Source organism: Ignavibacteriota bacterium, assembly GCA_013285405.1.
In the GTDB taxonomy this organism is placed as follows: domain Bacteria; phylum Bacteroidota; class Ignavibacteria; order Ignavibacteriales; family Ignavibacteriaceae; genus IGN2.
Genome location: CP053446.1, coordinates 1,957,193 through 1,976,986, shown reverse-complemented (window position 1 = coordinate 1,976,986; position 19,794 = coordinate 1,957,193). Strand labels below are relative to the sequence as shown.

Annotated in this window: 22 protein-coding genes, 1 tRNA gene and 1 pseudogene; 11 read left to right on the top strand and 13 right to left on the bottom strand. The window is 33.9% G+C overall.

The annotated features are described in order from the left end of the window. Window positions 1-35: 35 nt before the first annotated feature. Genes pgl through gnd form a run of 3 tightly spaced genes read right to left on the bottom strand, consistent with a single transcriptional unit; the run spans window position 36 to window position 3,217 of the window. A complete protein-coding gene (pgl, locus tag HND39_08560) occupies window positions 36-770 on the bottom strand; it encodes a 6-phosphogluconolactonase (GenBank protein ID QKJ96330.1) in 735 nt (244 codons plus the stop codon). A 3-nt stretch (window positions 771-773) separates the two neighbouring features. Continuing rightward, on the bottom strand, window positions 774-2,303 hold the full coding sequence (zwf, locus tag HND39_08555) for a glucose-6-phosphate dehydrogenase (protein QKJ96329.1): 1,530 nt from the start codon (window positions 2,301-2,303) through the stop codon (window positions 774-776). A 17-nt stretch (window positions 2,304-2,320) separates the two neighbouring features. Next, window positions 2,321-3,217, bottom strand: a complete 897-nt coding sequence (gene gnd, locus HND39_08550) for a decarboxylating 6-phosphogluconate dehydrogenase (protein QKJ96328.1) — start codon at window positions 3,215-3,217, stop codon at window positions 2,321-2,323. Window positions 3,218-3,330: 113 nt separating this feature from the next. Between gnd and HND39_08545 the strand changes: the two genes are divergently transcribed. Beyond that, window positions 3,331-4,143 carry a phosphatase PAP2 family protein gene (locus HND39_08545; GenBank protein ID QKJ96327.1) on the top strand — a complete coding sequence of 271 codons (813 nt, stop codon included), beginning with the start codon at window positions 3,331-3,333 and terminating at the stop codon, window positions 4,141-4,143. Between the two features lie 280 nt (window positions 4,144-4,423). On the opposite strand, the gene HND39_08540 is transcribed toward HND39_08545, so the two are convergent. Together HND39_08540 and HND39_08535 are read right to left on the bottom strand one after the other, a co-directional pair. Further along, a complete protein-coding gene (locus tag HND39_08540) occupies window positions 4,424-5,563 on the bottom strand; it encodes a glycoside hydrolase (protein QKJ96326.1) in 1,140 nt (379 codons plus the stop codon). Window positions 5,564-5,619: 56 nt separating this feature from the next. Beyond that, window positions 5,620-6,072: a HEAT repeat domain-containing protein gene (locus HND39_08535; protein ID QKJ96325.1), complete on the bottom strand. Its 453-nt coding sequence runs from the start codon at window positions 6,070-6,072 to the stop codon at window positions 5,620-5,622. Window positions 6,073-6,695: 623 nt separating this feature from the next. On the opposite strand from HND39_08535, the gene HND39_08530 reads away from it, so the two are divergent. The 4 genes from HND39_08530 to HND39_08515 all read left to right on the top strand — a co-directional run bounded on the left by HND39_08530 (window position 6,696) and on the right by HND39_08515 (window position 9,615). Further along, window positions 6,696-7,271, top strand: a complete 576-nt coding sequence (locus HND39_08530) for a hypothetical protein (protein QKJ96324.1) — start codon at window positions 6,696-6,698, stop codon at window positions 7,269-7,271. A 7-nt stretch (window positions 7,272-7,278) separates the two neighbouring features. Continuing rightward, window positions 7,279-8,031, top strand: coding sequence for a hypothetical protein (locus tag HND39_08525; GenBank protein ID QKJ96323.1), 753 nt, complete (start codon window positions 7,279-7,281; stop codon window positions 8,029-8,031). Window positions 8,032-8,254: 223 nt separating this feature from the next. Further along, window positions 8,255-8,662: a carboxypeptidase-like regulatory domain-containing protein gene (locus HND39_08520; protein QKJ96322.1), complete on the top strand. Its 408-nt coding sequence runs from the start codon at window positions 8,255-8,257 to the stop codon at window positions 8,660-8,662. Between the two features lie 278 nt (window positions 8,663-8,940). Continuing rightward, window positions 8,941-9,615: a hypothetical protein gene (locus tag HND39_08515; protein ID QKJ96321.1), complete on the top strand. Its 675-nt coding sequence runs from the start codon at window positions 8,941-8,943 to the stop codon at window positions 9,613-9,615. A 198-nt stretch (window positions 9,616-9,813) separates the two neighbouring features. Here the strand turns inward: HND39_08515 and HND39_08510 are convergent, their stop codons facing one another. Further along, window positions 9,814-9,981: a winged helix-turn-helix domain-containing protein gene (locus HND39_08510; protein QKJ97938.1), complete on the bottom strand. Its 168-nt coding sequence runs from the start codon at window positions 9,979-9,981 to the stop codon at window positions 9,814-9,816. Between the two features lie 28 nt (window positions 9,982-10,009). On the opposite strand from HND39_08510, the pseudogene HND39_08505 reads away from it, so the two are divergent. From HND39_08505 to HND39_08490, 4 genes and pseudogenes are all read left to right on the top strand, one after another. After that, window positions 10,010-10,327, top strand: a pseudogene (locus HND39_08505) (type II toxin-antitoxin system RelE/ParE family toxin). Then, window positions 10,324-10,617 carry a helix-turn-helix domain-containing protein gene (locus HND39_08500; GenBank protein ID QKJ96320.1) on the top strand — a complete coding sequence of 98 codons (294 nt, stop codon included), beginning with the start codon at window positions 10,324-10,326 and terminating at the stop codon, window positions 10,615-10,617. The pseudogene HND39_08505 and the gene HND39_08500 overlap by 4 nt, the downstream one beginning before the upstream one ends. 105 nt (window positions 10,618-10,722) lie before the next feature. Further along, window positions 10,723-11,013, top strand: a complete 291-nt coding sequence (locus HND39_08495; GenBank protein ID QKJ96319.1) for a type II toxin-antitoxin system Phd/YefM family antitoxin — start codon at window positions 10,723-10,725, stop codon at window positions 11,011-11,013. After that, entirely contained in the window at window positions 11,010-11,336 is a 327-nt protein-coding gene (locus HND39_08490) for a type II toxin-antitoxin system RelE/ParE family toxin (GenBank protein QKJ96318.1), read from the top strand. The genes HND39_08495 and HND39_08490 overlap by 4 nt, the downstream gene beginning before the upstream one ends. A 64-nt stretch (window positions 11,337-11,400) precedes the next feature. Here the strand turns inward: HND39_08490 and HND39_08485 are convergent, their stop codons facing one another. Genes HND39_08485 through HND39_08475 form a run of 3 tightly spaced genes read right to left on the bottom strand, consistent with a single transcriptional unit; the run spans window position 11,401 to window position 14,093 of the window. After that, entirely contained in the window at window positions 11,401-12,084 is a 684-nt protein-coding gene (locus tag HND39_08485; protein ID QKJ96317.1) for a response regulator transcription factor, read from the bottom strand. 32 nt (window positions 12,085-12,116) lie between these two features. Next, the gene (locus HND39_08480; protein ID QKJ96316.1) at window positions 12,117-12,470 is read right to left on the bottom strand and encodes a four helix bundle protein; all 354 of its coding nucleotides are present in this window, start codon (window positions 12,468-12,470) and stop codon (window positions 12,117-12,119) included. Window positions 12,471-12,503: 33 nt separating this feature from the next. Further along, window positions 12,504-14,093, bottom strand: coding sequence for a HAMP domain-containing histidine kinase (locus tag HND39_08475; protein QKJ96315.1), 1,590 nt, complete (start codon window positions 14,091-14,093; stop codon window positions 12,504-12,506). Between the two features lie 157 nt (window positions 14,094-14,250). Here HND39_08475 and HND39_08470 point away from each other — a divergent pair, with 157 nt between their 5' ends. Continuing rightward, complete coding sequence (locus tag HND39_08470) at window positions 14,251-14,451, top strand: DUF2905 domain-containing protein (protein QKJ96314.1); 201 nt, start codon at window positions 14,251-14,253, stop codon at window positions 14,449-14,451. A gap of 70 nt (window positions 14,452-14,521) precedes the next feature. On the opposite strand, the gene HND39_08465 is transcribed toward HND39_08470, so the two are convergent. Further along, window positions 14,522-15,730: an aminotransferase class I/II-fold pyridoxal phosphate-dependent enzyme gene (locus tag HND39_08465; GenBank protein QKJ96313.1), complete on the bottom strand. Its 1,209-nt coding sequence runs from the start codon at window positions 15,728-15,730 to the stop codon at window positions 14,522-14,524. Between the two features lie 82 nt (window positions 15,731-15,812). On the opposite strand from HND39_08465, the gene rpiA reads away from it, so the two are divergent. After that, window positions 15,813-16,490 (top strand): ribose-5-phosphate isomerase RpiA, encoded by a 678-nt coding sequence (gene rpiA, locus HND39_08460; protein QKJ96312.1) that lies wholly within the window; start codon window positions 15,813-15,815, stop codon window positions 16,488-16,490. Window positions 16,491-16,533: 43 nt separating this feature from the next. Here the strand turns inward: rpiA and HND39_08455 are convergent, their stop codons facing one another. From HND39_08455 to HND39_08445, 3 genes are all read right to left on the bottom strand, one after another. Further along, window positions 16,534-16,722: a hypothetical protein gene (locus HND39_08455; GenBank protein ID QKJ96311.1), complete on the bottom strand. Its 189-nt coding sequence runs from the start codon at window positions 16,720-16,722 to the stop codon at window positions 16,534-16,536. Window positions 16,723-16,889: 167 nt separating this feature from the next. Then, a tRNA-Arg gene (locus HND39_08450) sits at window positions 16,890-16,966 on the bottom strand. An 89-nt stretch (window positions 16,967-17,055) separates the two neighbouring features. Then, window positions 17,056-19,629 (bottom strand): carbohydrate binding family 9 domain-containing protein, encoded by a 2,574-nt coding sequence (locus HND39_08445; protein QKJ96310.1) that lies wholly within the window; start codon window positions 19,627-19,629, stop codon window positions 17,056-17,058. Between the last annotated feature and the right edge of the window lie 165 nt (window positions 19,630-19,794).

Genomic DNA, 19,794 nt, shown 5'->3' with positions numbered 1-19,794 from the left:
TTAAAATTTTTTCAGTTCAAATTAACCATTTAAAGTTAATAATTTTTCATTTGACCGGACTCATCTGAATTCAATTGTAATGAAGCTTCAGCATCTAAAAAATACAATAATTCACCACTAACAGGATTGATAAATTCAGCCGGACAAATCTGTTTTTTCTCTTCAATAACTTTTTTTATGATACCAGCTTTATTTTTTCCTGTTACTAAAAAAATAACTCTTCCTGAATTGTTTATCACTTTACCAGTAATTGTTATTCTTTTTTGTTTGGATGAAGGATGAATTGCAACATCACAAATATTTTTCGATTTGAGCAAATGCATCTGATCAAGAAAAATTGAAGCTGTATGTCCATCTTCACCTAAACCCAGCATCACAAGATCGAATTTGGGAAGACCATTAGCAATGGTGACTTTATTTACTATTTCGTCAGAATATCTTTTCGCTTCAGCTTCTGGTTCATTTTCTCCTTTAATCCGATGAACATTTTCTTCCGGAATTTCAATGTGATCAAGAAGATATTTTTTTGTCATTCCATAATTACTTTCAGCATCATCAGGAGGCACACATCTTTCATCACTCCAGAAGAGATGAACCCGCGACCAGTCAATACTATCTTTATAGTTTTTTGCAAGTTTATCGTAAATGATCTTAGGAGTGTTCCCGCCTGAAAGAGCTATGAATATCTTCTTTTTATTAACACTGATCCACTGCAATTCATTACAAAATTCAGATGATAATTCTTCTTTGTTCTTAAAAACTCTTAACATAAACTAAAGCTCGCAATAAATTCCATCCCCTGAAATATTTTTGCACGGATGACGCCAGGTCATATTTTTTCCTTCAATCATTTCATCAGCTTTTTCAGGACCCCAGGTTCCTGCCGGATATCCATAAAGAGGAATCTTGTCATCACTTTCCCAGGCTTTCAAAATAGGATCAACAAATTTCCAGGCTGCTTCCACCGCATCAGCACGCTGGTAAAGTGTTGAATCACCAATCATACAATCGTGAAGAAGTCTTTCATAAGCTGTTGGCAAATATGTATTTGAAAGATCTGCGTAATGAAAATCAAGATTGACTGTTTGAATATTAAATCCCTGACCAGGAACTTTCATCCCGATTTTAAATATCATACCCTCATCCGGTTGAATGCGAAGCACAAGCTGATTACAGGAGTTAACCTGATCCTGATTTGAAAAAAGAAAATGAGGTGTCTGTTTAAAATGAATTACAACTTCAGTTACTTTTGTCGGCATTCTTTTACCGGTGCGGATATAAAACGGAACTCCGCCCCAACGCCAGTTATCAATAAATAATTTTATTGCGACGTACGACTCAGTCCGTGAATCTTTATTCACATTTAACTCTTCACGATAACCGGGAACTTTTTTCCCTTTGATAGTGGCTGCTGTATATTGACCTCTGATTGAATTCTTCTGGATGTCTTTGCTGCTAAATGGTCTTAATGATTGAAAAACTTTTACCATTTCATTTCTGATAGCATTTGAATCGAAAGAAGATGGAGGTTCCATAGCAATCAATCCTGTTAGTTGAAGAAGATGATTCTGAACCATATCTCTTAATGCACCTGAAGAATCATAATATCCACCACGGTTTTCAATGCCAATATTTTCTACTGAAGTGATTTCAACATGATCAACATAATTCCTGTTCCAAAGCGGTTCAAACACTCCATTTGAAAAACGAGTTACTAAAATGTTCTGGACAGTTTCTTTCCCGAGATAATGATCTATTCTGTAAATCTGATCTTCTTTAAAATATTTTGACAACTTTTTATTTAATTCCTGTGCCGAATCAAGATCATAACCAAAAGGTTTTTCAACAATAAGTTTTTTCCAGTTTCCGTTGCTATGATTATTTAAACCTACTTCACCGAGAAGAGTTGGAATTACTCCATAAAGACTTGGCGGAGTTGAGAGATAATAAATTGTATTGCCGTTTATTTGCTTATCTTCAAATAGTTTTTCAAGATGAGATTTCAGTTTTTTGAAGTCTTCATGCTTATCAGTATCAAGTTTAATATAGAAAAGCTGTTTCAGAAAATTATTTAATGTTTCTTCATTATCATCTTTATAATTTGAAAATAGTTTTATCCCTTCCTTCATTTTTTTTCTAAATGATTCATCAGATAGTTCAGTGCGACTTGCACCGAGCACTTCAAATTTTTCAGGCAGGAGTTTCTGCTTGTGAAGATTATAAATTGCAGGAATTAATTTTCTGTACGCCAGATCTCCCGAAGCGCCGAATATTACCAATATGTGATTTTCAGGTATTCTCATTTTTCTTTTTTCATTTGTTAATTTTTTTTAACAGCATGCCCGCCGAATTCATTCCGTAGTGCTGCCAGCATCTTCATCGCAAATGAATCATCCTGTCGCGATTGAAATCTATTGAACAGGGATGAAGTAATGATGTGAGCAGGTACACCAAGATCAATTGCTGTTTGAACTGTCCATCTGCCTTCACCGCTGTCTTGGACAAATCCTTTAATCTTTTCAAGTTTTGGATCATCTGTTAATGCCAGGTGTGCAAGTTCAAGAAGCCAGGAACGAACAACACTTCCATACTGCCATACATTAGAAACTGCTTTCAAGTCAATATTAAATTCTGATTTTTCAAGTATCTCAAATCCTTCTGCATAAGCCTGCATCATTCCATACTCAATTCCATTGTGGACCATTTTCACGAAATGTCCTGCGCCGGATTCGCCGCAATATAAATAACCATTTTCAGGTGCGAGAGTTTTGAATATCGGTTCACAGAAATCAACCGCATTTTTATTTCCGCCATACATCAGACAATAACCTTCTTTCAATCCCCAAACTCCTCCGCTTGTTCCGCAATCTATATAATTAATTCCTTTCTGGGAACAGAGTTTTGCTCTTTGCTGTGATTCTTTGAAATACGAATTTCCTCCATCAATAATTATATCATCTTTCTTTAAATGAGGAAGAATTGCATCTATATTTTCATCAACGGGTTTACCTGAAGGAACCATCAGCCAGATTACTTTTCTTCCTTCAAGTTTTCCAATAAGTTCTTCCACAGAGTTTGCGACAACAGCACCGAGTTTTTCTGCTTCTTTTATTGGTTCTTTTGATTTATTATAAACTACAATCTGATGTTTATCATTTAAAAGTCTGTGAACCATATTCAATCCCATTTTGCCAAGTCCGATAAATCCAATCTTCACTTTATATCTCCGAATTATTATTTATTATTTTTATATGATGTATTTTAATCCAACTTAATGCGTAAAATATTTGGAATCAATGTAAAAGATATTCAGTATTAGAACAAAGAAAAATGGGACAAATTAAAATTAATTATTTGCTGCTGTTGCTTGTTTGGATAATTCTCGCTGTAATTTTTGGGATTTATGATCTGGAAATATCAAGACAAATTGTAAATCAAAATTCAGGATGGGCAAAATTTCTTCAGGATTATGGTATGATTCCTGGATTATTAGTCATACTTTCCGGAGTTTTTATTTACTACTCGCATATAAAATCACAAACTGATTTTTGGTCTTATCTCAAACAAATTTTTTTCTTCCTGGTTAGTGCTGGTCTGATCTTTTATTTATTTGATATTTTTTTTGAAAACTACACATCATCATATTTTCTTTTGTTTGCAATATTATCAGCAGTAATAAGCCTGATTATCTTTATTTTCATTAAAAAGAAACAAGAAGTAACGAACACTATCGCAATAAAATTCGCTAAAGTCGTAGTCGAGGTTGCATTGTTTGGATATGTTATTTGTATTCAGGTTGTAAAATATTTTTGGGGAAGAGTCCGATTCAGAGAACTCGACTCAGCATTTTCACAATTTACTCCGTGGTATTTGCCTCAGGGAATTACAGGATTTGATTCTTTTCCATCCGGTCATGCAGCAATGGGTTGGATACTATTACCAATCCTAATATTATTTTCAAATAAAAAAGTTTGGATTAAAAACTTAGTGTTTATTTTTATTTTCTTTTGGGCAGTTGCTCTAGCTTTGAGCAGAGTTGTTATTGGTGCACATTATGCTTCTGATGTTTTGTTTGGATCGTTTTTTATTATTATGACTTTTTTAATGTTTAGTAAAAATCGTTTTGATAACGCTCGGAGTTAAATAGGCTTTACCCCATTATTCAAACAGTTATTTCTAATTAACACCTGCAAAAGAAATTTTATCATTGAACCGGTTCAGAAAATTTCTCAGTGAAACTCTGTGCGTTCTCTGAGGTTCTCTGTGTAACAAAAGAAATTTACACTGAGTTACACAGAGGTAACACGGAGAACCACAAAGTCTATTGGTGAGTTTCAAATTTAATTTGTTAAAATAATCGGAGGGCTTTTAGGATTTTGTTTGAAAATAAATTTTTACAATAAATCTATTCTCTTCTGCTCTTCTAATATTTACGATATTTATTTTGTGTGATCAATCCGATTGGACCTTTATAAATTCCACCGTCAATAAATCCATCATAAACACGAACAGCAATAACATTTTCTTTCCCGGGGAGTAAAATGTTTTCAGGAATATAATATCCACGATTCTTTTCCCATTCATAATTCTGATTGAAGCTATTAGGCACAACATCAAAATTCCAATCACCGGTTGAGCCAACAAATGTTCCATTAATAAAAACCTGGTCAATATCATCAATCTTCCCAAGCATTAAAACCATTTTTTGATTCAGATATTTTTCCGGTAATGTGAATTTCAATCTGTACCATGCAAAGCCATCATAATCTTTGTAGCCCTGTGTTTCCCAGAAAGCCGGGACAAATATTTCCGTCCAGGATTTATCATCATAGCCAGGATTTTTCCAATCACTGATATCACCTGTATTAAATTTCCACTTCCCTCTAAGATCGATATCGAGATCAGGAAAAGATGTTTGTCCTGCATTTGATTGAATTGCTAACAGTCCGACAGTGCCGCTCACAATTCCTCCGCCAAGCTGCGCATCATAAACACGAATTGCGATTGTGTTTTTTCCTTCCTTCAGAAAATCTTTTGAAATATAATATTCGCGGTATGCGTCGTAAGCAGTTGCATACTGTGGTGGAAAGCCTCCTGACATTCCGATAAGTTTTCCGTTTATAAAAGTCTGGTCAACATCATCAATAAGTCCGGCACTAAGCACAAAATTACTTCCAACTAATTCTTTTGGGACAGTAAATGTTTTCCTGTACCATGCAAAACCGTTGTAACCGTGAAATCCCTGATCTTCCCATGCAGCGGGTACTTTAATTTTTTCCCAGTTATTATCATTAAAATCAGGGGAAGACCAGGCTGTATCATCACCAATCGAAAATCTCCAGTTTCCTTCAAGATCTAAATAATTTTTTGCATTAGCTCCGACCATTTTGTGCATCTCACTGAAAAAGTTTTTAGTATCAAACTCTTGTTGATCATCGTTGCCTGATTTGCATCCGGCAATAATTAATAAAAGAATTCCAAAACTGATAGTAATTTTTTTCCCTGCATAGCGGGATTTCTCTTTCCCGAAAGTCGGGATTTCACTTCGTTCAACGTTCAACATTTTTTAATCAACATTAATTTCATTTTAACAAATATTTAAATTTCATTTGTAAGATACTACTCAGCGATGAAAACTGTACTTCCTGAGCTATTAACCAGATATTCATTATAGATCTGGACAGCCATTCTTCGCACCTTTGCATCCTCATCATTAAGTGAAAGATTTTTTACTTCGAGCAATCCTTCTTCGCTGCCCAATTCGTAAAGAACAAGTGCAATTAATATTCTTGTGCTTGGATCTTTTTCATTATTAAGCTGATCTATAAGTGCATCTTCTGTTTCAAGTATTTTATAATAACCAGCGAAGTATATTGAATTTCTTCTTACTCCATCATTTTCTGAATGAATACCAGCTATAAGATTTTCTAATGCATACTTATGATCAGTGATGTCTTTTATAGAATTTAACTGCGTATGCCCCGAGCTTGTTAAAACTGCTGTCAGAAGAACTGCGGTGAAGAAAGTTTTGGTTGCTTTTCCCGAAAGACGGGATTTCACTTTGTTCAACATTTGATTTTCCTCCTTGTCTCGGCGAGACGGAGTCTCGACGGACTTTTTATTGTGGTTAATATTCATTTAATTTCCACTTGAAAACTACTCTTTTGAAGTGCAACACGGGTCATGGTAAAGTAAGGAATTGTAAAAAGTTGTCAAGGATAGGTGCTTCGAAGCTTTAATTGCCACGACTTTCAAGTCGTGGACTAAAGGACTGGTTTAAAGAATAATCCGGACTTCAGCCCAATTCTTGCTAATATTTTGGCTAAAGCCAATTTTGCTGGCGTTCACTCTACCACGAGCTGAAGCTCGTGGCTATTAATTTTCTCTCGCCATAGCTTTACTCTTTATTTAGTGTTGTCTAAGTTGCTGTTGTAATTTTGAAATAACTCTGAATTAGTTTTTCGTTTATAGCAGATGCGATGAAATCCTGATCTATACTTGTGGGATGTATTTTTATCCAGCGAACACAAGGATGATAGATATGCAGAGGATATTTTTAAATATTTGCTTTATGTATAAAAATCTAAGAATTAGGAACGTAGATATGCAACTGCACGCATATATATCTTCCTTAGATAATAATTCAGTTCAGTATAAGTAATAGTTATGCGTTTCAAAAATATACGAGGTTAGAAATGAAAAAGACAATAATAGTTTTTCTTTTTCTCTTTCCGATATTCTTTATTGGTTGTGGACCTTCAATATATATTCATTCACAAATTGACCCAGATTATTCATTTTCTTTCAAAGATAAGATATTTATTTATCTTCCTGATAATGCGTCACTTACTGAGAGAAACTTTTATCGCTTATTGAAACACGAAATGGATAGCATTGGATTTCAAATTATTGATGATGCGCCTATTGCTGATAAAATATTGTTTTTTTCTTTGGATGAAAAAACAAGTGATATAAGTTCATTTTATTCGCTACCTTCAACTACAACAACCACTGGTAAAATTGGTAATACTAAATACAAAGAAACTACAAGTGGCACAACAACAATACCATATACATATTCATATACAGTAAAAAAAGTTTATTTAGATCTCTATGATGTAGAATCCGCTAAAGAAGGTAATTTTAATACTATTTGGGAAGGTTATATTGGTGCTGGCAGAGATGCCTATGAAAAATACACAAATCTATGCGTAAGAAAATTATTAGAATATTATGGTCGTGATTTTGGTGACCACGTAAAAATTAAATAAGCAGATTATGGATATATCAACTGAAAAAATCCAAAATGTGATTGATGATTTGTTTGATTCTGCTATATCACAACTGAAGGAAAAAACCATCAATGCATTTATTCCTTTCGGCGGAATATCAGAAGTTCCCACGAATCAGTTTCAAACTTTTGCATTTGATAATGAACTTGAAGAGCTAGTAGATTATTTGCGTGAATTTACAATATTGTTAGACCAATATGATTCTAATCAAAGACAAAGGACAAGAATATTAATTCAAATGTATTGTAGAGTTATGGAAAATGATTTTCAATATATAATTATTTATAATCTTTTACGCTTGCTAAATAATCTTAGTCCTGATTGGGAATTTAAAACTACAAGAAATGGAAAACCATTTTACTGCGAAAGCCCAACTTCAAAGATTGATGAGATTTCTACTCTTTGTAAAACTAACAAACTTAAAATTGGAAGCATTTTAAAATATTTACTTAAAGCTGACCTTCGGAATTCATTTTATCATTCCCAATACACTATTTCTCCCGATGGAACTTTTGGCAATACTAGGTTTTATTCACCAACATCCAAAGTTAAACCTGCAAAGAAAGTTTTTAAGCTAAGCAAGATAGAATCACTATATAATAATGCAGAATCATTTTTCAATTTTTTCTTTAAAAGGTTCTTCTTTGAAAGAAAAAAGTTTAGAGATGGTAAAGAGTATAAATTATTTGATGGAAGAAATTTGGTTTGGGAATCAAATAGTTGGAGAATTTATAAATAGCAAAAAACGCATAACAAGTTGCTCAAGCCGACCGCTTCTTACGCATTCGGCTTTTTGCAAATTTTAATCTTTGGTTCTCCGCTATAACAAACTTGTTCAACTTAGTTGAATAGTAAAAAGTTTTTATAAACATTAATATTAATTAATAAATTTGGCATTGTTGTTTTGGGCGGCGGCTTAGCAACAACGTCGTTAGGTTGAAGTAATAATTTCATTCTAAGAGATGATCAAATTTTATTTATTCATAATATTATCAAGCTTATTATTATCGAGTTGTGCAAGTAATTCTGAAGCGGTTTTACTTTATTCTGGTAAACTTGATGTCAATCTTGATGATAACTCTGTAATATTTGGAAGGGTTGTTGCTAAAGACACTAACGAACCGGTTATTAATGCTAATATAATTATTGATTCAACTTTGATTGGAGCTGCAGTAGATTACAATGGAAATTATAAAATGTCAAAAATTCCACCTGGCATTTATAATATTAAAGCTTCTTGTATAGGATTTGATAAAGCAATATTGTTTAATATTAAAATTGAGAAAGGACATCGATATTTAATTGATTTCTTTTTACAAAAAGGATCATTTGGTCCTTTATTGAATGAGAAAACAGGAATATCTCTTTAATTTTTTATATGTTCAACCTAACCAGCCAATCAACCCGACTGCCTTTTCGCACCTGTCTGCCGACAGGCAGGCTTGGCAGTTTTTAAATTTTTGGCTTTGTTGTTCCGTTTTAAGTTTTTTGTTCTAAGTAGTTCTATTAATTAACATTGTTGCAAACTGCACTTGCAAAGAAAGATAAGTGCAGTTTGCTAAATTTTTGGCTTTGTCGTTTTAAACTGCATTGCTGTTCTGGGCGTCGGCTTATCGGCAAGTCGTTATATGGCAGATATTTAAACAAAATGAATAAATTAATTATTACAAGTTTTGTTTTGATTTTTTTTCATAAGCTGATTCTATCTCAAACAAATGGAAATCAGACTGTTAAAATTCTATATGATTCAACATATCAAGTTTCCTTAAATCAAAGCATTCCAATTCTCATTGGTAAGTTTAAAATTTTCGAATTAGATAATGAAAAAACTAGTTCAAGTTTATATGAATTTAAATTTTTAAATCTGAATGATAAATCTTTATTTACACAAGTTGTAGATACAGTTTATGATTTTGTCTATTGGCCAGACCATGAATTCGGTGATTTTAATTTTGATGGTTATCTTGATTTTTGGACTGTTATTAATAGAGATGTTAAGGCTCAACCGGGTTATCACTTCTGGATTTTTAATCCGGCAAATAATACTTTTGAAATAAATCAAGAATTTTCAGATTCATTAGTTTGTAATTTAGATTTTAATTCAAGAGACTCTACCATATCAACTGGTTGTCAAGGAGGCTGTGTGGGAATGTGTGGTTCAGAAAGCACTTATAAAGTCAATGATAATCATCTGGTGTTAATTGAAACTTCCGAAACAGAACAAGTTGAAATCAACGGAGAATGGAAATTTAGAAGTTCTACTCACAAACTTATAAACGGCAATTGGCAAAAAGTAAAAGAAGATTATTTTGATTATCCTTAAAAGCCATATAACCCGCGGCTCAAGTCGACAGCGATTTCGCTCTTGGCAATTTTGGAATTTTAGGGTTTGTCATTCCGTGCTTAGTTTCTTGTTCAAGGTTTTCTTTCTGTGAATGATTTTTTTTAGTTATAAAATTTACTAATTAAATCGACATTGCTGTTATGGGCGGCGGCTTAGCAACAACGCCGTTACACTTTTTCAACTCACCAGCTTATACCCAATCCCGTGAACAGTTAAAATAATTTGCGGGTGGTTTGGATCATTTTCAATTTTGTTCCTCAGCTCAACAATAAAATTATCAACTGTGCGTGCAGCAGAATTTTCATCATAATCCCAGATGTTAAGGAATAATACATAATTTGATATCTATCGTTCATTGGGGTATATTTGCTCTATGAAGATTATCGAGACATCAATTTTTACTAAAAAGATAAGTTCTTTATTAACCGCTGAGGAATATCGTAAGCTTCAGAATGCATTGATATTAAATCCTCAAAGAGGAAAAGTTATAAGTGGCAGTGGTGGATTGAGAAAAATCAGGTGGGGAATTTCGGGAAAAGGAAAAAGTGGCGGTGTTAGAATTATATAATACTGGTTACTAAAGAAGAACATAATTCTGATGCTACTGGTTTATCCGAAGAATGAACAAGATGATTTAACTTCATCACAATTAAAAATATTAAAATCATTAGTTGAAAAGGAATTACAATGAGAGACAAATTATTTGAAGAATTGAAGAAAAGCGTTGAACAGGGTGGTAAAATCTTGAAGGGAAATAGAAAACCTGGAAGAGAATTTATTTTCGAGAATCCCGATCCAAAAAAGATCCGTGAAAGATTAGGTTTATCACAAAATAAATTTGCAAAGCTACTTGGCATTAGCACATCAACACTTCAGAATTGGGAACAAGGTAGGAGAAAACCCGATGGACCAGCAAAGGTTTTATTAAATGTTGCTGCAAAATATCCTAATGCAGTATTGAATACAGTTTATAATCAGTGATTAAAAAGTCAACTCACCAGCTTATACCCAATCCCGTGAACAATTAAAATTCAATTGACTTAATTGGTTTGATAGACTATATTTGGTCTAAAAAAGGACCACGATATGAGACTCAGCGAATCAGTAAAATCAATCAGCTATCTGAAAGCAAACGCTGCCAATATGATAGAAGAAATCAACCAAAACCAAAAAACTTACGTTATAACTCAGAACGGTGAAGCAAAGGTTATTGTTCAGGATATAAAAGTATTTGAACAAACTCAAGAAGCTCTGGCTCTCTTAAAAATTCTAGCTATGAGTGGAAAGAATTTGAAAAATAAAAGATATAAACCTATGGATAAAACCTTCAAAGACATTCGAAAAAAGATTTCTAAGTTTAAAAAAGAAACCAAATGAGATTCAAAGTTAATTTTATTAATGATGCTGAAGAAGATTTACTTGATATATATAAATATGTTTACTTGAATGATTCAGAAGCGAATGCAGAGAAATTATATGATAATTTGTATAAAAAATGTTTAACGCTTCAAGCGTTTCCTAAAAGAGGTCGTACCCTGCCCGAATTAAAGTTATTCGAGATTGAAGATTTTATGGAAATTTTTTACAAACCTTATAGAATAATTTATCAGATAATTCAGGACGAAGTGTTTATACATTGTATTCTGGATGGTCGAAGAGAAGTCCAGAAAATGTTACAAGAAAGATTACTGAGAATATAGAAAAAAACTATATAAATAAGTTTTCAATCCGTTAGTTGAAATGTCTAAGCCCGAATTAAATTACTCAACTCACCAGCTTATATCCAATCCCGTGGACAGTTAAAATTATTTGCGGGTGGTTGGGATCTTTTTCGACTCTGTTTCTTAGCTTAACAATAAAATTATCTACAGTACGTGTTGCAGGATTTTCTTCATATCCCCAGATGTTATTAAGTAATTCATCTCTGCTCACAGTCTGGTTTCTTTTTTTCCAGAGATAGTGGAGTATTTCAAATTCTTTGTGAGACATCTGCACAGGAATTCCTTTATCATAAGCCTGGTAACCAGTAAAATGCACTGTCAATTTTCCAATAACCGCATCAGAAGCATTTGTGTTAATAGAAGTTTCACCTCGTCTTAAAACAGCTTTTACTCTTGCAAGCAGTTCACGAAGACTGAAAGGTTTTGTTACGTAATCATCGGCACCTAATTCAAGTCCAAGAACTTTATCAATCTCTTCGCCTTTTGCGGTAAGAAAAATAACCGGAGTCTGCACTCCTTCTTTTCTGATTATCTTACAAACTTCCAAGCCAGACATCTTCGGCATCATCACATCAAGAATGATAAGATTGTATTGTTTTTCACGTATCAACTTCAAACCTTTTTCACCATCTTCAGCGATGTTTACTTCGTAACCTTCGAACTCGAGGTTGTCACGCAAACCCATTCGCATATTTGGTTCGTCTTCGATAATTAAAATTCTGACCATAATAATATCCGTTTAGCTTTAAGCTCTAAGCGTTAAGCTTTAAGTTTTTGAATCATTGAGATCAGCATTTTTTTGATTTCATTGATCTCGTTATTTAATTCAATATGCAATTCTGCATTAATAAATTTTAGATCCATTGATAACAATATTAAATATTCTAATTCGCTTGTTGATCCAAGCGCAATATAAAGGAATCGAGAAAAATCAGCATCAGAACTTCTCACACAACCTTCTGCAATATTAGTTGGAATTGAAACACAAGCTCTACGAATTTGAGAAGTTAATCCATATAATTCCTCACGCGGATATTTCTCCGTAACCTTATAAATCTTCAAAGTTATTGCATGAGCTTTTTCCCAAACTTTTAATTTTCTAAAATCTCTCATTTTTATATTCTCCTTACAGCTTATAGCTTAAAGCTACATTTTACTTAACGGAAACAGTAATCTAAACTTACTTCCTTTACCAACTTCACTGTATAACTCAATTTTTCCTTTATGCGCATCGACAATATGTTTAACAATACTTAAACCTAAACCAGAACCTTTCACATTATGAACATCGCCGGAACTCACTCTGAAAAATTTTTCAAAAACTTTTTTCTGATCTTTTTCGGGAATACAGATGCCTTTGTCTTCAACTTCAACAAAAGCAAAATTGCTCTCCATTCCAGTACGAATTGTAATTTCTTTTTTCTCATTGCTGTACTTAACTGCATTATCCACAAGATTTACAATAGACTCCGAAACTGCTTCTTCATCTATTTTGATTATCGGGATTGATTCATCCTTAATAATATTAAACGAAAACCCTTTCTGTTCAAGATGAAATTTGTAGGAACGATAAACATTTTCAGCAACATCATTAAGATAACTGTCAACAAAATTAAACTGCCTCTTACCAGCCTCCATTTTAGAAAAGTTGAGAATTGAATTGACTATCTTACTCAGCCTGTTTGCTTCCTGACTGATGATTGAATAATATTCTTTTTTCTTTTCATCAGATTTTACTCTGTCCATCTCCAGTGTTTCCGAAAACATACTAATTAATGAAAGCGGTGTTCTGAGCTCGTGAGAGACATTCGAAACAAAATCAGATTTAATCTGGGCAAGCTCGACTTCCTTTTTGATATTCCGATATACTATCCATACACCAAGAATCAAAACAACAGTCAACAAACTTATGAGCAAAATATTTGTCAATGCTCTTTGCTGAACGAGGTCTTCAATAGTTTGTCCAACAAGCGAAATTCCAATTTGATAATCAGGAAAGATCCACAGAGCTTTTGATTGTTGAACTTTTTGCAGATCAGGATCTTTCGCAGAATTGAGGTGAAATTTTTCGTCATTATTAAAAACAGAAATTACAAATTCACCTTGAGCAATCTCTTGAATCTTTGGAGAAAGAATTCTGTAAGTAAATTCCTGAGGTTCAATAAACATTCCTACTATTTGTTTTGTCCCAAAATTTGTTTTTTTGATGAATAAAAGAAAATATCCTCTTTGTTTGGGAATTCCAAGTTTAACTGGTTCGAGTTTTCTGTATCCAGACTGACTATATAAGAAAAGTTTTTCCACCTGAACTTTGTTTTCACTTAATACATAATTAATCAAAGAATCCATTTTAATCTGAAACGTCGAATTACGATTTTTATTTTTATCGAATCCGAGGAGTTCTATATGTTTATCCCCAACACTATCAGCAATGAATATATTATATACGGAAGGGAACTGGTTCCGGAAACTGTCAACTGCAGATGGTATTTTTTTTTCTTCAATATTCTGAACCTTATCAATAAACATATCTAGCTTGCTTGCCCAACTGCTTACAACATCTTCCGAATACTGATTAACTGAAAAAAGAATTGCATCAAGCTGGTTAGAATATATCTTGCCAATTACTTCTTCATTTTGGTTCAGGGAAATCATTTCATTAATTGTCAGGAATGCAGCAGGAAGCAGAATTAGTATTATTAGTATAAATGCAATTTTTTTTACTGTTTTGTTCATTGATGATTAAAACGAAGTAAATAATTTTTGTCAATTCAAAAATAATAAATTGGAAGATGGATTTTGTTGCGTTTAAAAAATGGTCATCTTTCAGTTTTGATTAATATCTGTTATAATTCGATATGAACTTTAAATTAAAATTATTAAGGATAGGACCTTGCAGCGAACTTTAATTGTTATTGGAATAATAATTTTACTGGCAGGTTTACTCTGGCCCTGGCTTATAAAACTACCAATTGGAAAACTTCCGGGAGACATAATAATAGATAAGCCAAATTTTAAAATTTACATTCCAATCACAACGATGATAATAATCAGCCTGATAGTTACTCTCATAATTTGGCTGTTCAGGAAGTAGTAGATTTTAACTTTCGCTGAGTACTTCCAGGTGATCTTAGTTCCTTAGTGGAAAAAGATTTTTATAACCACTAAGCTTTAAGCAATCCCACATCAACCAGACATTTTTTTATTCGTTCGAAAGTTTTGTGAATGTTGTTATCCAGCCCAATTGAAATACGCACCAGACCTTCACTCAATCCCATCTTTTCCTGTTCTTCTTTCGGAATTTCAGATGAAGTACTATGTCCGGGCGAACTGAACAATGTTTTGAAATAACCGAGACTAACAGCAAGATAACCGACTTTCTCTTCTTGCATTTTTTTCATTAATGCATCTGCTGTTTTTTCATCGCCGGCATCAATTGCAAGCATTCCACCAAAACCAAATCCTTCATTCATTATTTTTTTTAATAGAATATGACCCCGATGTGATGGAAGACCAGGGTAGTAAACTTTCAAACCAAGTTTCTCAAAATTTTCTGCAAGATACAGCGCATTCTTCCCGTGCTTCTCAATCCTGATATGAAGTGAATGAAGGTTCTTCAAAATACTCGCGGCTCTGTGACTATCCAGAACCGGTCCGAGCAGCATTGCCGTACCTGAATTTATATCCATCATCTGGCAAATAAAGTCTTTGCTGCTGCAAACACATCCTGCAACACAATCACTTGTTCCATTAATAAATTTTGTAAGACTATGAACGACGATATGTGCGCCTAATTGAATCGGACTAATAATTATCGGGCTGAATGTATTATCAATCATCAACTTAACATTGTTTGCATTTGCAATTTCGCTGAGTTTTGGAATATCAGCAATTTCAAGTAATGGATTACTTATTGCTTCACAATAAATAATTTTTGTTTTTTTAGTGATAGCTTTTTTTACCGTTTCAAGATCCTGAGTATTAACAAACTTAACATTTATACCGAATCTTGGTAACAGGTTTTTCAGAAATGCATAAGTACCGCCATAAATTGTTCTGCTGGAAATTATTTCATCACCGTAACTACACACTTGTAAAATTGAACAGACAATAGCTGCCATACCAGAACCAGTAACGAGTGCGGCTTCGCTATCTTCCAATCTTGCAAGTGCATCTGCTAAATATTTATTTGTTGGATTCCAGTGACGTGAATAGAGAAAGCAGCCTTCAACTTCTTGTTCAAAAAGCTCTTTCATTTTTTCGGGACTTAAAAAAGTAAATGTTGATGAATCAGTTATTGATGGATTTACGTCGCCGTATTCTCCAAATACAAGGTAATCCTGTATTTCATTTGAAGGGTCAAAGTGGTGCATATTAATTCTCCTCTAAATTTGCTTTGTAAAAATAAATAAATGATTTTTCATTTGTAAGTTTTAATGATTTGGGAGATAATTTATGAATGAAAAGAAAAATGCCGCTGAATATTCAGTTGATTATATCGAAGATGGGATGGTTATCGGACTTGGCACCGGTTCAACTGTTTCATTTATGCTTAATAAACTTGCAGAACGAATAAAATCAGGATTGAATATTACTGCGGTATCCAGTTCACAGGCTACAACAAAACTTGCTTCCTCACTTGGAATTAAAATAACCATGCTCAGCGAGGTTGATGAGATTGACTTAAATATTGATGGCGCTGATGAGGTTGATGAAAATCTGAATGGAATAAAGGGTGGTGGCGGCGCTCTTCTTAACGAAAAAATAATTGCTTCTAATTCAAAGAAAAATATCTGGATTGTAGATTCTTCAAAGTTAGTAAAAACTCTCGGAAATTTTCCTCTTCCAGTTGAAGTTATACAGTTCGGCACAACACAGTTGTGTGTTAAACTTGAAAGGAGCGGATTCAAACCAACTTTGCGTGCAAAAGGTCCTGTAAAATATATTACCGACAATAACAACTACATTGTTGATTTGAAAATGGGCAGGATTCCTGATCCTTTAGCTCTGGATATTAAACTAAAAAGCTTCCCTGGAATAGTTGAGACGGGTTTATTCTATGATACAGCAGATGAAGTGATTGCAGGAGTTGGCAAAGAGATTAAAATATTTTCAAAAAAAAAGAGAGTCTGAACCAAAAATAATTTAGACTCTCTTATCCCCATTTGATTTACTTTTAGTATTTATCCGCGCCCAGTTTTTTTAATTCTCTTGACACTTTTTTTGAATTGTTATAAGCTAAGAATCCCAGCACTGCCAGGAAAGCGATCACGATCAATTCAGTCATTCCCATTGTTTTTTTACTCCTGAAATTTTTCTGTTTTGTCATGAAAAAAACAAGTATAGTGCCACCATAGTATTTCATAATGAAACTTCGATTTTAATTTTTTAAGAAAAAATATTTTTACTGTGAATTAAGCATTGTAATAATTACAGAATGCGACAGATATGGCAGTAAGTATTTACTAAATGAATAGAAGCTATTTCTCAATACGAAAGATTTTTGAATTTAAATTGATCGTAGTTAAATATTGGTACCCACGACAGGATTCGAACCTGTGACCTGCGGTTTAGGAAACCGACGCTCTTTCCTGCTGAGCTACGTGGGCGTATTCAATGAACAATTAACAATGTATAATGTATAATTCTTGTAGTAAATTTAACGAAGTTTAAGGTTTTATTAAACGGATTTGAGAGGTTAGAAATTCAACCAATAAGTTACTTTGATCATAAAAATATTATCCGGTTCAGCTTGCACCATTTTAGTCATTGATTCTTCAAATTTAAAATCTCCGATTTCTTCAGCTTCTTCTCTGGTTTGTGTCCATACAAAATAAATCACACTTCCCGGTAAGTACTCCCATCTTAAAACCGCATTACCTCTGAGCGATTTTACATTAAAATCTGGGTTGCCAACATCAATTGGTTGAGCTGGACCTGAACCATCCGGATCTGCTGTGTTGGTTTCAGAATTGAATGTTGAGCCCTCTTCGCCATAAACCATAAAATTGTAAGTACTCGGAGCTTTAAGCTCTTTAAAGTTTGAGTAATCGCCGGAAGAAATAAGCGGTTGAATATAAAGTTGTAAACTTAAATCCGGAGTAAACGTCCAGTTTAATCTGATGCTCGATGATAAAGTTTTCTGATTAAGTTCGGCAAATACATATCTGCTTCCATAAGTTTTTGTTGCTGTTTGATCTGAATATGTATCAACATACTGCGCATAAGAGAATTCTTTTGCGAATTGAGGACTGAAAATAAATGAAATATTAGGTAACAACCTGAGTTCCAAACTCGCTTCCGCAAACCAATCATAAGAAGGATTTGACTCACTAAGTCCTCCGCCAAATTCGATCACCCAATCTTTTCTGCTGTCAGAACCAAGATTGAGTGATACCTGGTATCCGGCAGGATTTAAAGTTAACGGTCCGCCCCGGGTACGGTTATTATTAAATGACTCTGCATATAATCCAACATCCCAATTCGCAGAATAATAGTTTGGGAATTGAATTGAACCAAAATGGTAAAAACCTTCCCAGGTTTTATTTCCACCAAAGTCATGATTTTGAAATAAAGCGCCACCAAGTTCAAGATATCTGAAAATATCGTTGGGATCGCTCCAGTAATATCCGGCACCGGCATGCCAATTCACTATATCCGCTCTGAAGAAAAATCCAACATCATTTACATCAAATCCCGGTGTTATAAATCCAAATGCAGTATTAACAAAGAAATTTCCTTTTTGCTTTGCTAAATAAAATCTTCCTGCATAACCAGTTAATGATTTAACGGAGCTATCAACATTTACATGATCAGCATCCGGTCTCTGGAAATAGTGTCTTGAACTTTTCTGAAGTTCAATCATTCGCTGCTCATTACCATATACATAACTCGCACCTGTCCAACCTGCAACAACCCAGGTTTTCGATTCGTCAAGAAAAGTCCAGCCATCAAGTCCGAATGTCAAAGCACTTTTATTAATTTCATTACGAAGTTGTTGATCATCAAAATCTCTGAGAGAAACAGTGGAAATAAATCCAAGCCCGTGTTGTCCGTTATTAAATTCATTCTGAGCCCGGAAAATTCCATAGTATGCGAGTGGTTCGACTTCTGTTTCCGATTGCATACCATCGACAGAAATTTTTGCAAATTCTCTCTGGGTGATATTTTGAATTGTACCGATATTCCAGCTATCACCAAGTTTCCCGGTAAGTTTACCTGCCGCCAGTATATGAGTTCCGGTTGGATAATCAGAAAAGTCAGCATCATCCGGAATACTGCCTTGCGGCTGTCTTCCAATTCGTCTGCTATAGAAAAAATCCGCGCCGCCCCAGTTAAATCCCCAATAATTTCTCACTCCTCCATAGCCAAAATTGAAAATATTTGAACCTTCAATAAAGAAAGGTCTTTTCTCTTCAAAGAATGTTTCAACATCACTAAGATTTATTACCGCAGGATCAATTTCAACCTGACCAAAATCTGGGTTAACTGTAGCATTCAGATTTAAGTTTGAACCGATTCCCATCTTAAAATCTGCACCCACTCCAGATGAATAACTTTTTCCATCATGAAAAGGATCTCCATCTTCGTATTGAAGATACTCAGCTTTACCCGTGATGTATGGCAGTATTTCAAGATGACCACTGCCATCAATTTTTTCAAAGCCCTTCAAACTGGCAAAATTAGAAACGAACCCGCTTTCATTTTTCGGTACAAATACTAAATATGATTCTTCATTTTTTCTTGCAATAATTCTTCTGAAGTTTATACCCCAGACCATGCTATCTGATTCGTTGAACCTCATCTGAGAAAATGGAATTTTCATTTCTGCAGACCAGCCCTTGTTATTTCTATGAACTTTTCCTTCCCAGACACCATCCCACGAATCATCATCCCAGGTATCATTATAAAGAATTCCATCCAGTTGAGTTCCGGCTGCATTCAGTCCAAAATAGTAACCGCTTCTTTTATCGTTGTATGGATCCAGACATAAAACAATATTATCAGCATCAATATCTTCATCTCTTCTTGTTAGTCTTGCCAGAATCAATTCAGGTGATGAATCATACATAATTGCACCGAGGTATAAATAATCTTTATCATATGCTATTTTCATAATCGTTCGCTCACTTGCCGGAGCACCTTCATCGGGATCTCTTTGAATAAAATTTTCGAAAGTATTTCCATTTTGCCAGACGTGTTCAATCAACTCACCATCCAGTTCAATTGGAGAATTTAATTTCTCAGCAATGAGGATTACATCTTTGTTCATGATTTTCAGCGTATCCTTAAAAGCAAAAAGGCAGGTAACCGGAATTAAGATTATTATGAGAAGAAGAGTTTTGATCATTGCTGATAACTTTTTATTCTCTGTTTTTATTGATTAGTCTTAAACAAGAGATGCAGGATTTATTAACACCTGCATCTTCTTCAAATT

Excerpts from the sequence above, each read along its gene's own strand:
- pgl (QKJ96330.1), bottom strand. The coding sequence starts at position 770 with ATGTTAAGAGTTTTTAAGAACAAAGAAGAATTATCATCTGAATTTTGT.
- zwf (QKJ96329.1), bottom strand. The coding sequence starts at position 2,303 with ATGAGAATACCTGAAAATCACATATTGGTAATATTCGGCGCTTCGGGA.
- HND39_08545 (QKJ96327.1), top strand. The coding sequence starts at position 3,331 with ATGGGACAAATTAAAATTAATTATTTGCTGCTGTTGCTTGTTTGGATA.
- HND39_08540 (QKJ96326.1), bottom strand. The coding sequence starts at position 5,563 with ATGTTGAACGTTGAACGAAGTGAAATCCCGACTTTCGGGAAAGAGAAA.
- HND39_08535 (QKJ96325.1), bottom strand. The coding sequence starts at position 6,072 with ATGTTGAACAAAGTGAAATCCCGTCTTTCGGGAAAAGCAACCAAAACT.
- HND39_08530 (QKJ96324.1), top strand. The coding sequence starts at position 6,696 with ATGAAAAAGACAATAATAGTTTTTCTTTTTCTCTTTCCGATATTCTTT.
- HND39_08525 (QKJ96323.1), top strand. The coding sequence starts at position 7,279 with ATGGATATATCAACTGAAAAAATCCAAAATGTGATTGATGATTTGTTT.
- HND39_08520 (QKJ96322.1), top strand. The coding sequence starts at position 8,255 with ATGATCAAATTTTATTTATTCATAATATTATCAAGCTTATTATTATCG.
- HND39_08515 (QKJ96321.1), top strand. The coding sequence starts at position 8,941 with ATGAATAAATTAATTATTACAAGTTTTGTTTTGATTTTTTTTCATAAG.
- HND39_08500 (QKJ96320.1), top strand. The coding sequence starts at position 10,324 with ATGAGAGACAAATTATTTGAAGAATTGAAGAAAAGCGTTGAACAGGGT.
- HND39_08495 (QKJ96319.1), top strand. The coding sequence starts at position 10,723 with ATGAGACTCAGCGAATCAGTAAAATCAATCAGCTATCTGAAAGCAAAC.
- HND39_08490 (QKJ96318.1), top strand. The coding sequence starts at position 11,010 with ATGAGATTCAAAGTTAATTTTATTAATGATGCTGAAGAAGATTTACTT.
- HND39_08485 (QKJ96317.1), bottom strand. The coding sequence starts at position 12,084 with ATGGTCAGAATTTTAATTATCGAAGACGAACCAAATATGCGAATGGGT.
- HND39_08480 (QKJ96316.1), bottom strand. The coding sequence starts at position 12,470 with ATGAGAGATTTTAGAAAATTAAAAGTTTGGGAAAAAGCTCATGCAATA.
- HND39_08475 (QKJ96315.1), bottom strand. The coding sequence starts at position 14,093 with ATGAACAAAACAGTAAAAAAAATTGCATTTATACTAATAATACTAATT.
- HND39_08465 (QKJ96313.1), bottom strand. The coding sequence starts at position 15,730 with ATGCACCACTTTGACCCTTCAAATGAAATACAGGATTACCTTGTATTT.
- rpiA (QKJ96312.1), top strand. The coding sequence starts at position 15,813 with ATGAATGAAAAGAAAAATGCCGCTGAATATTCAGTTGATTATATCGAA.
- HND39_08455 (QKJ96311.1), bottom strand. The coding sequence starts at position 16,722 with ATGAAATACTATGGTGGCACTATACTTGTTTTTTTCATGACAAAACAG.
- HND39_08445 (QKJ96310.1), bottom strand. The coding sequence starts at position 19,629 with ATGAACAAAGATGTAATCCTCATTGCTGAGAAATTAAATTCTCCAATT.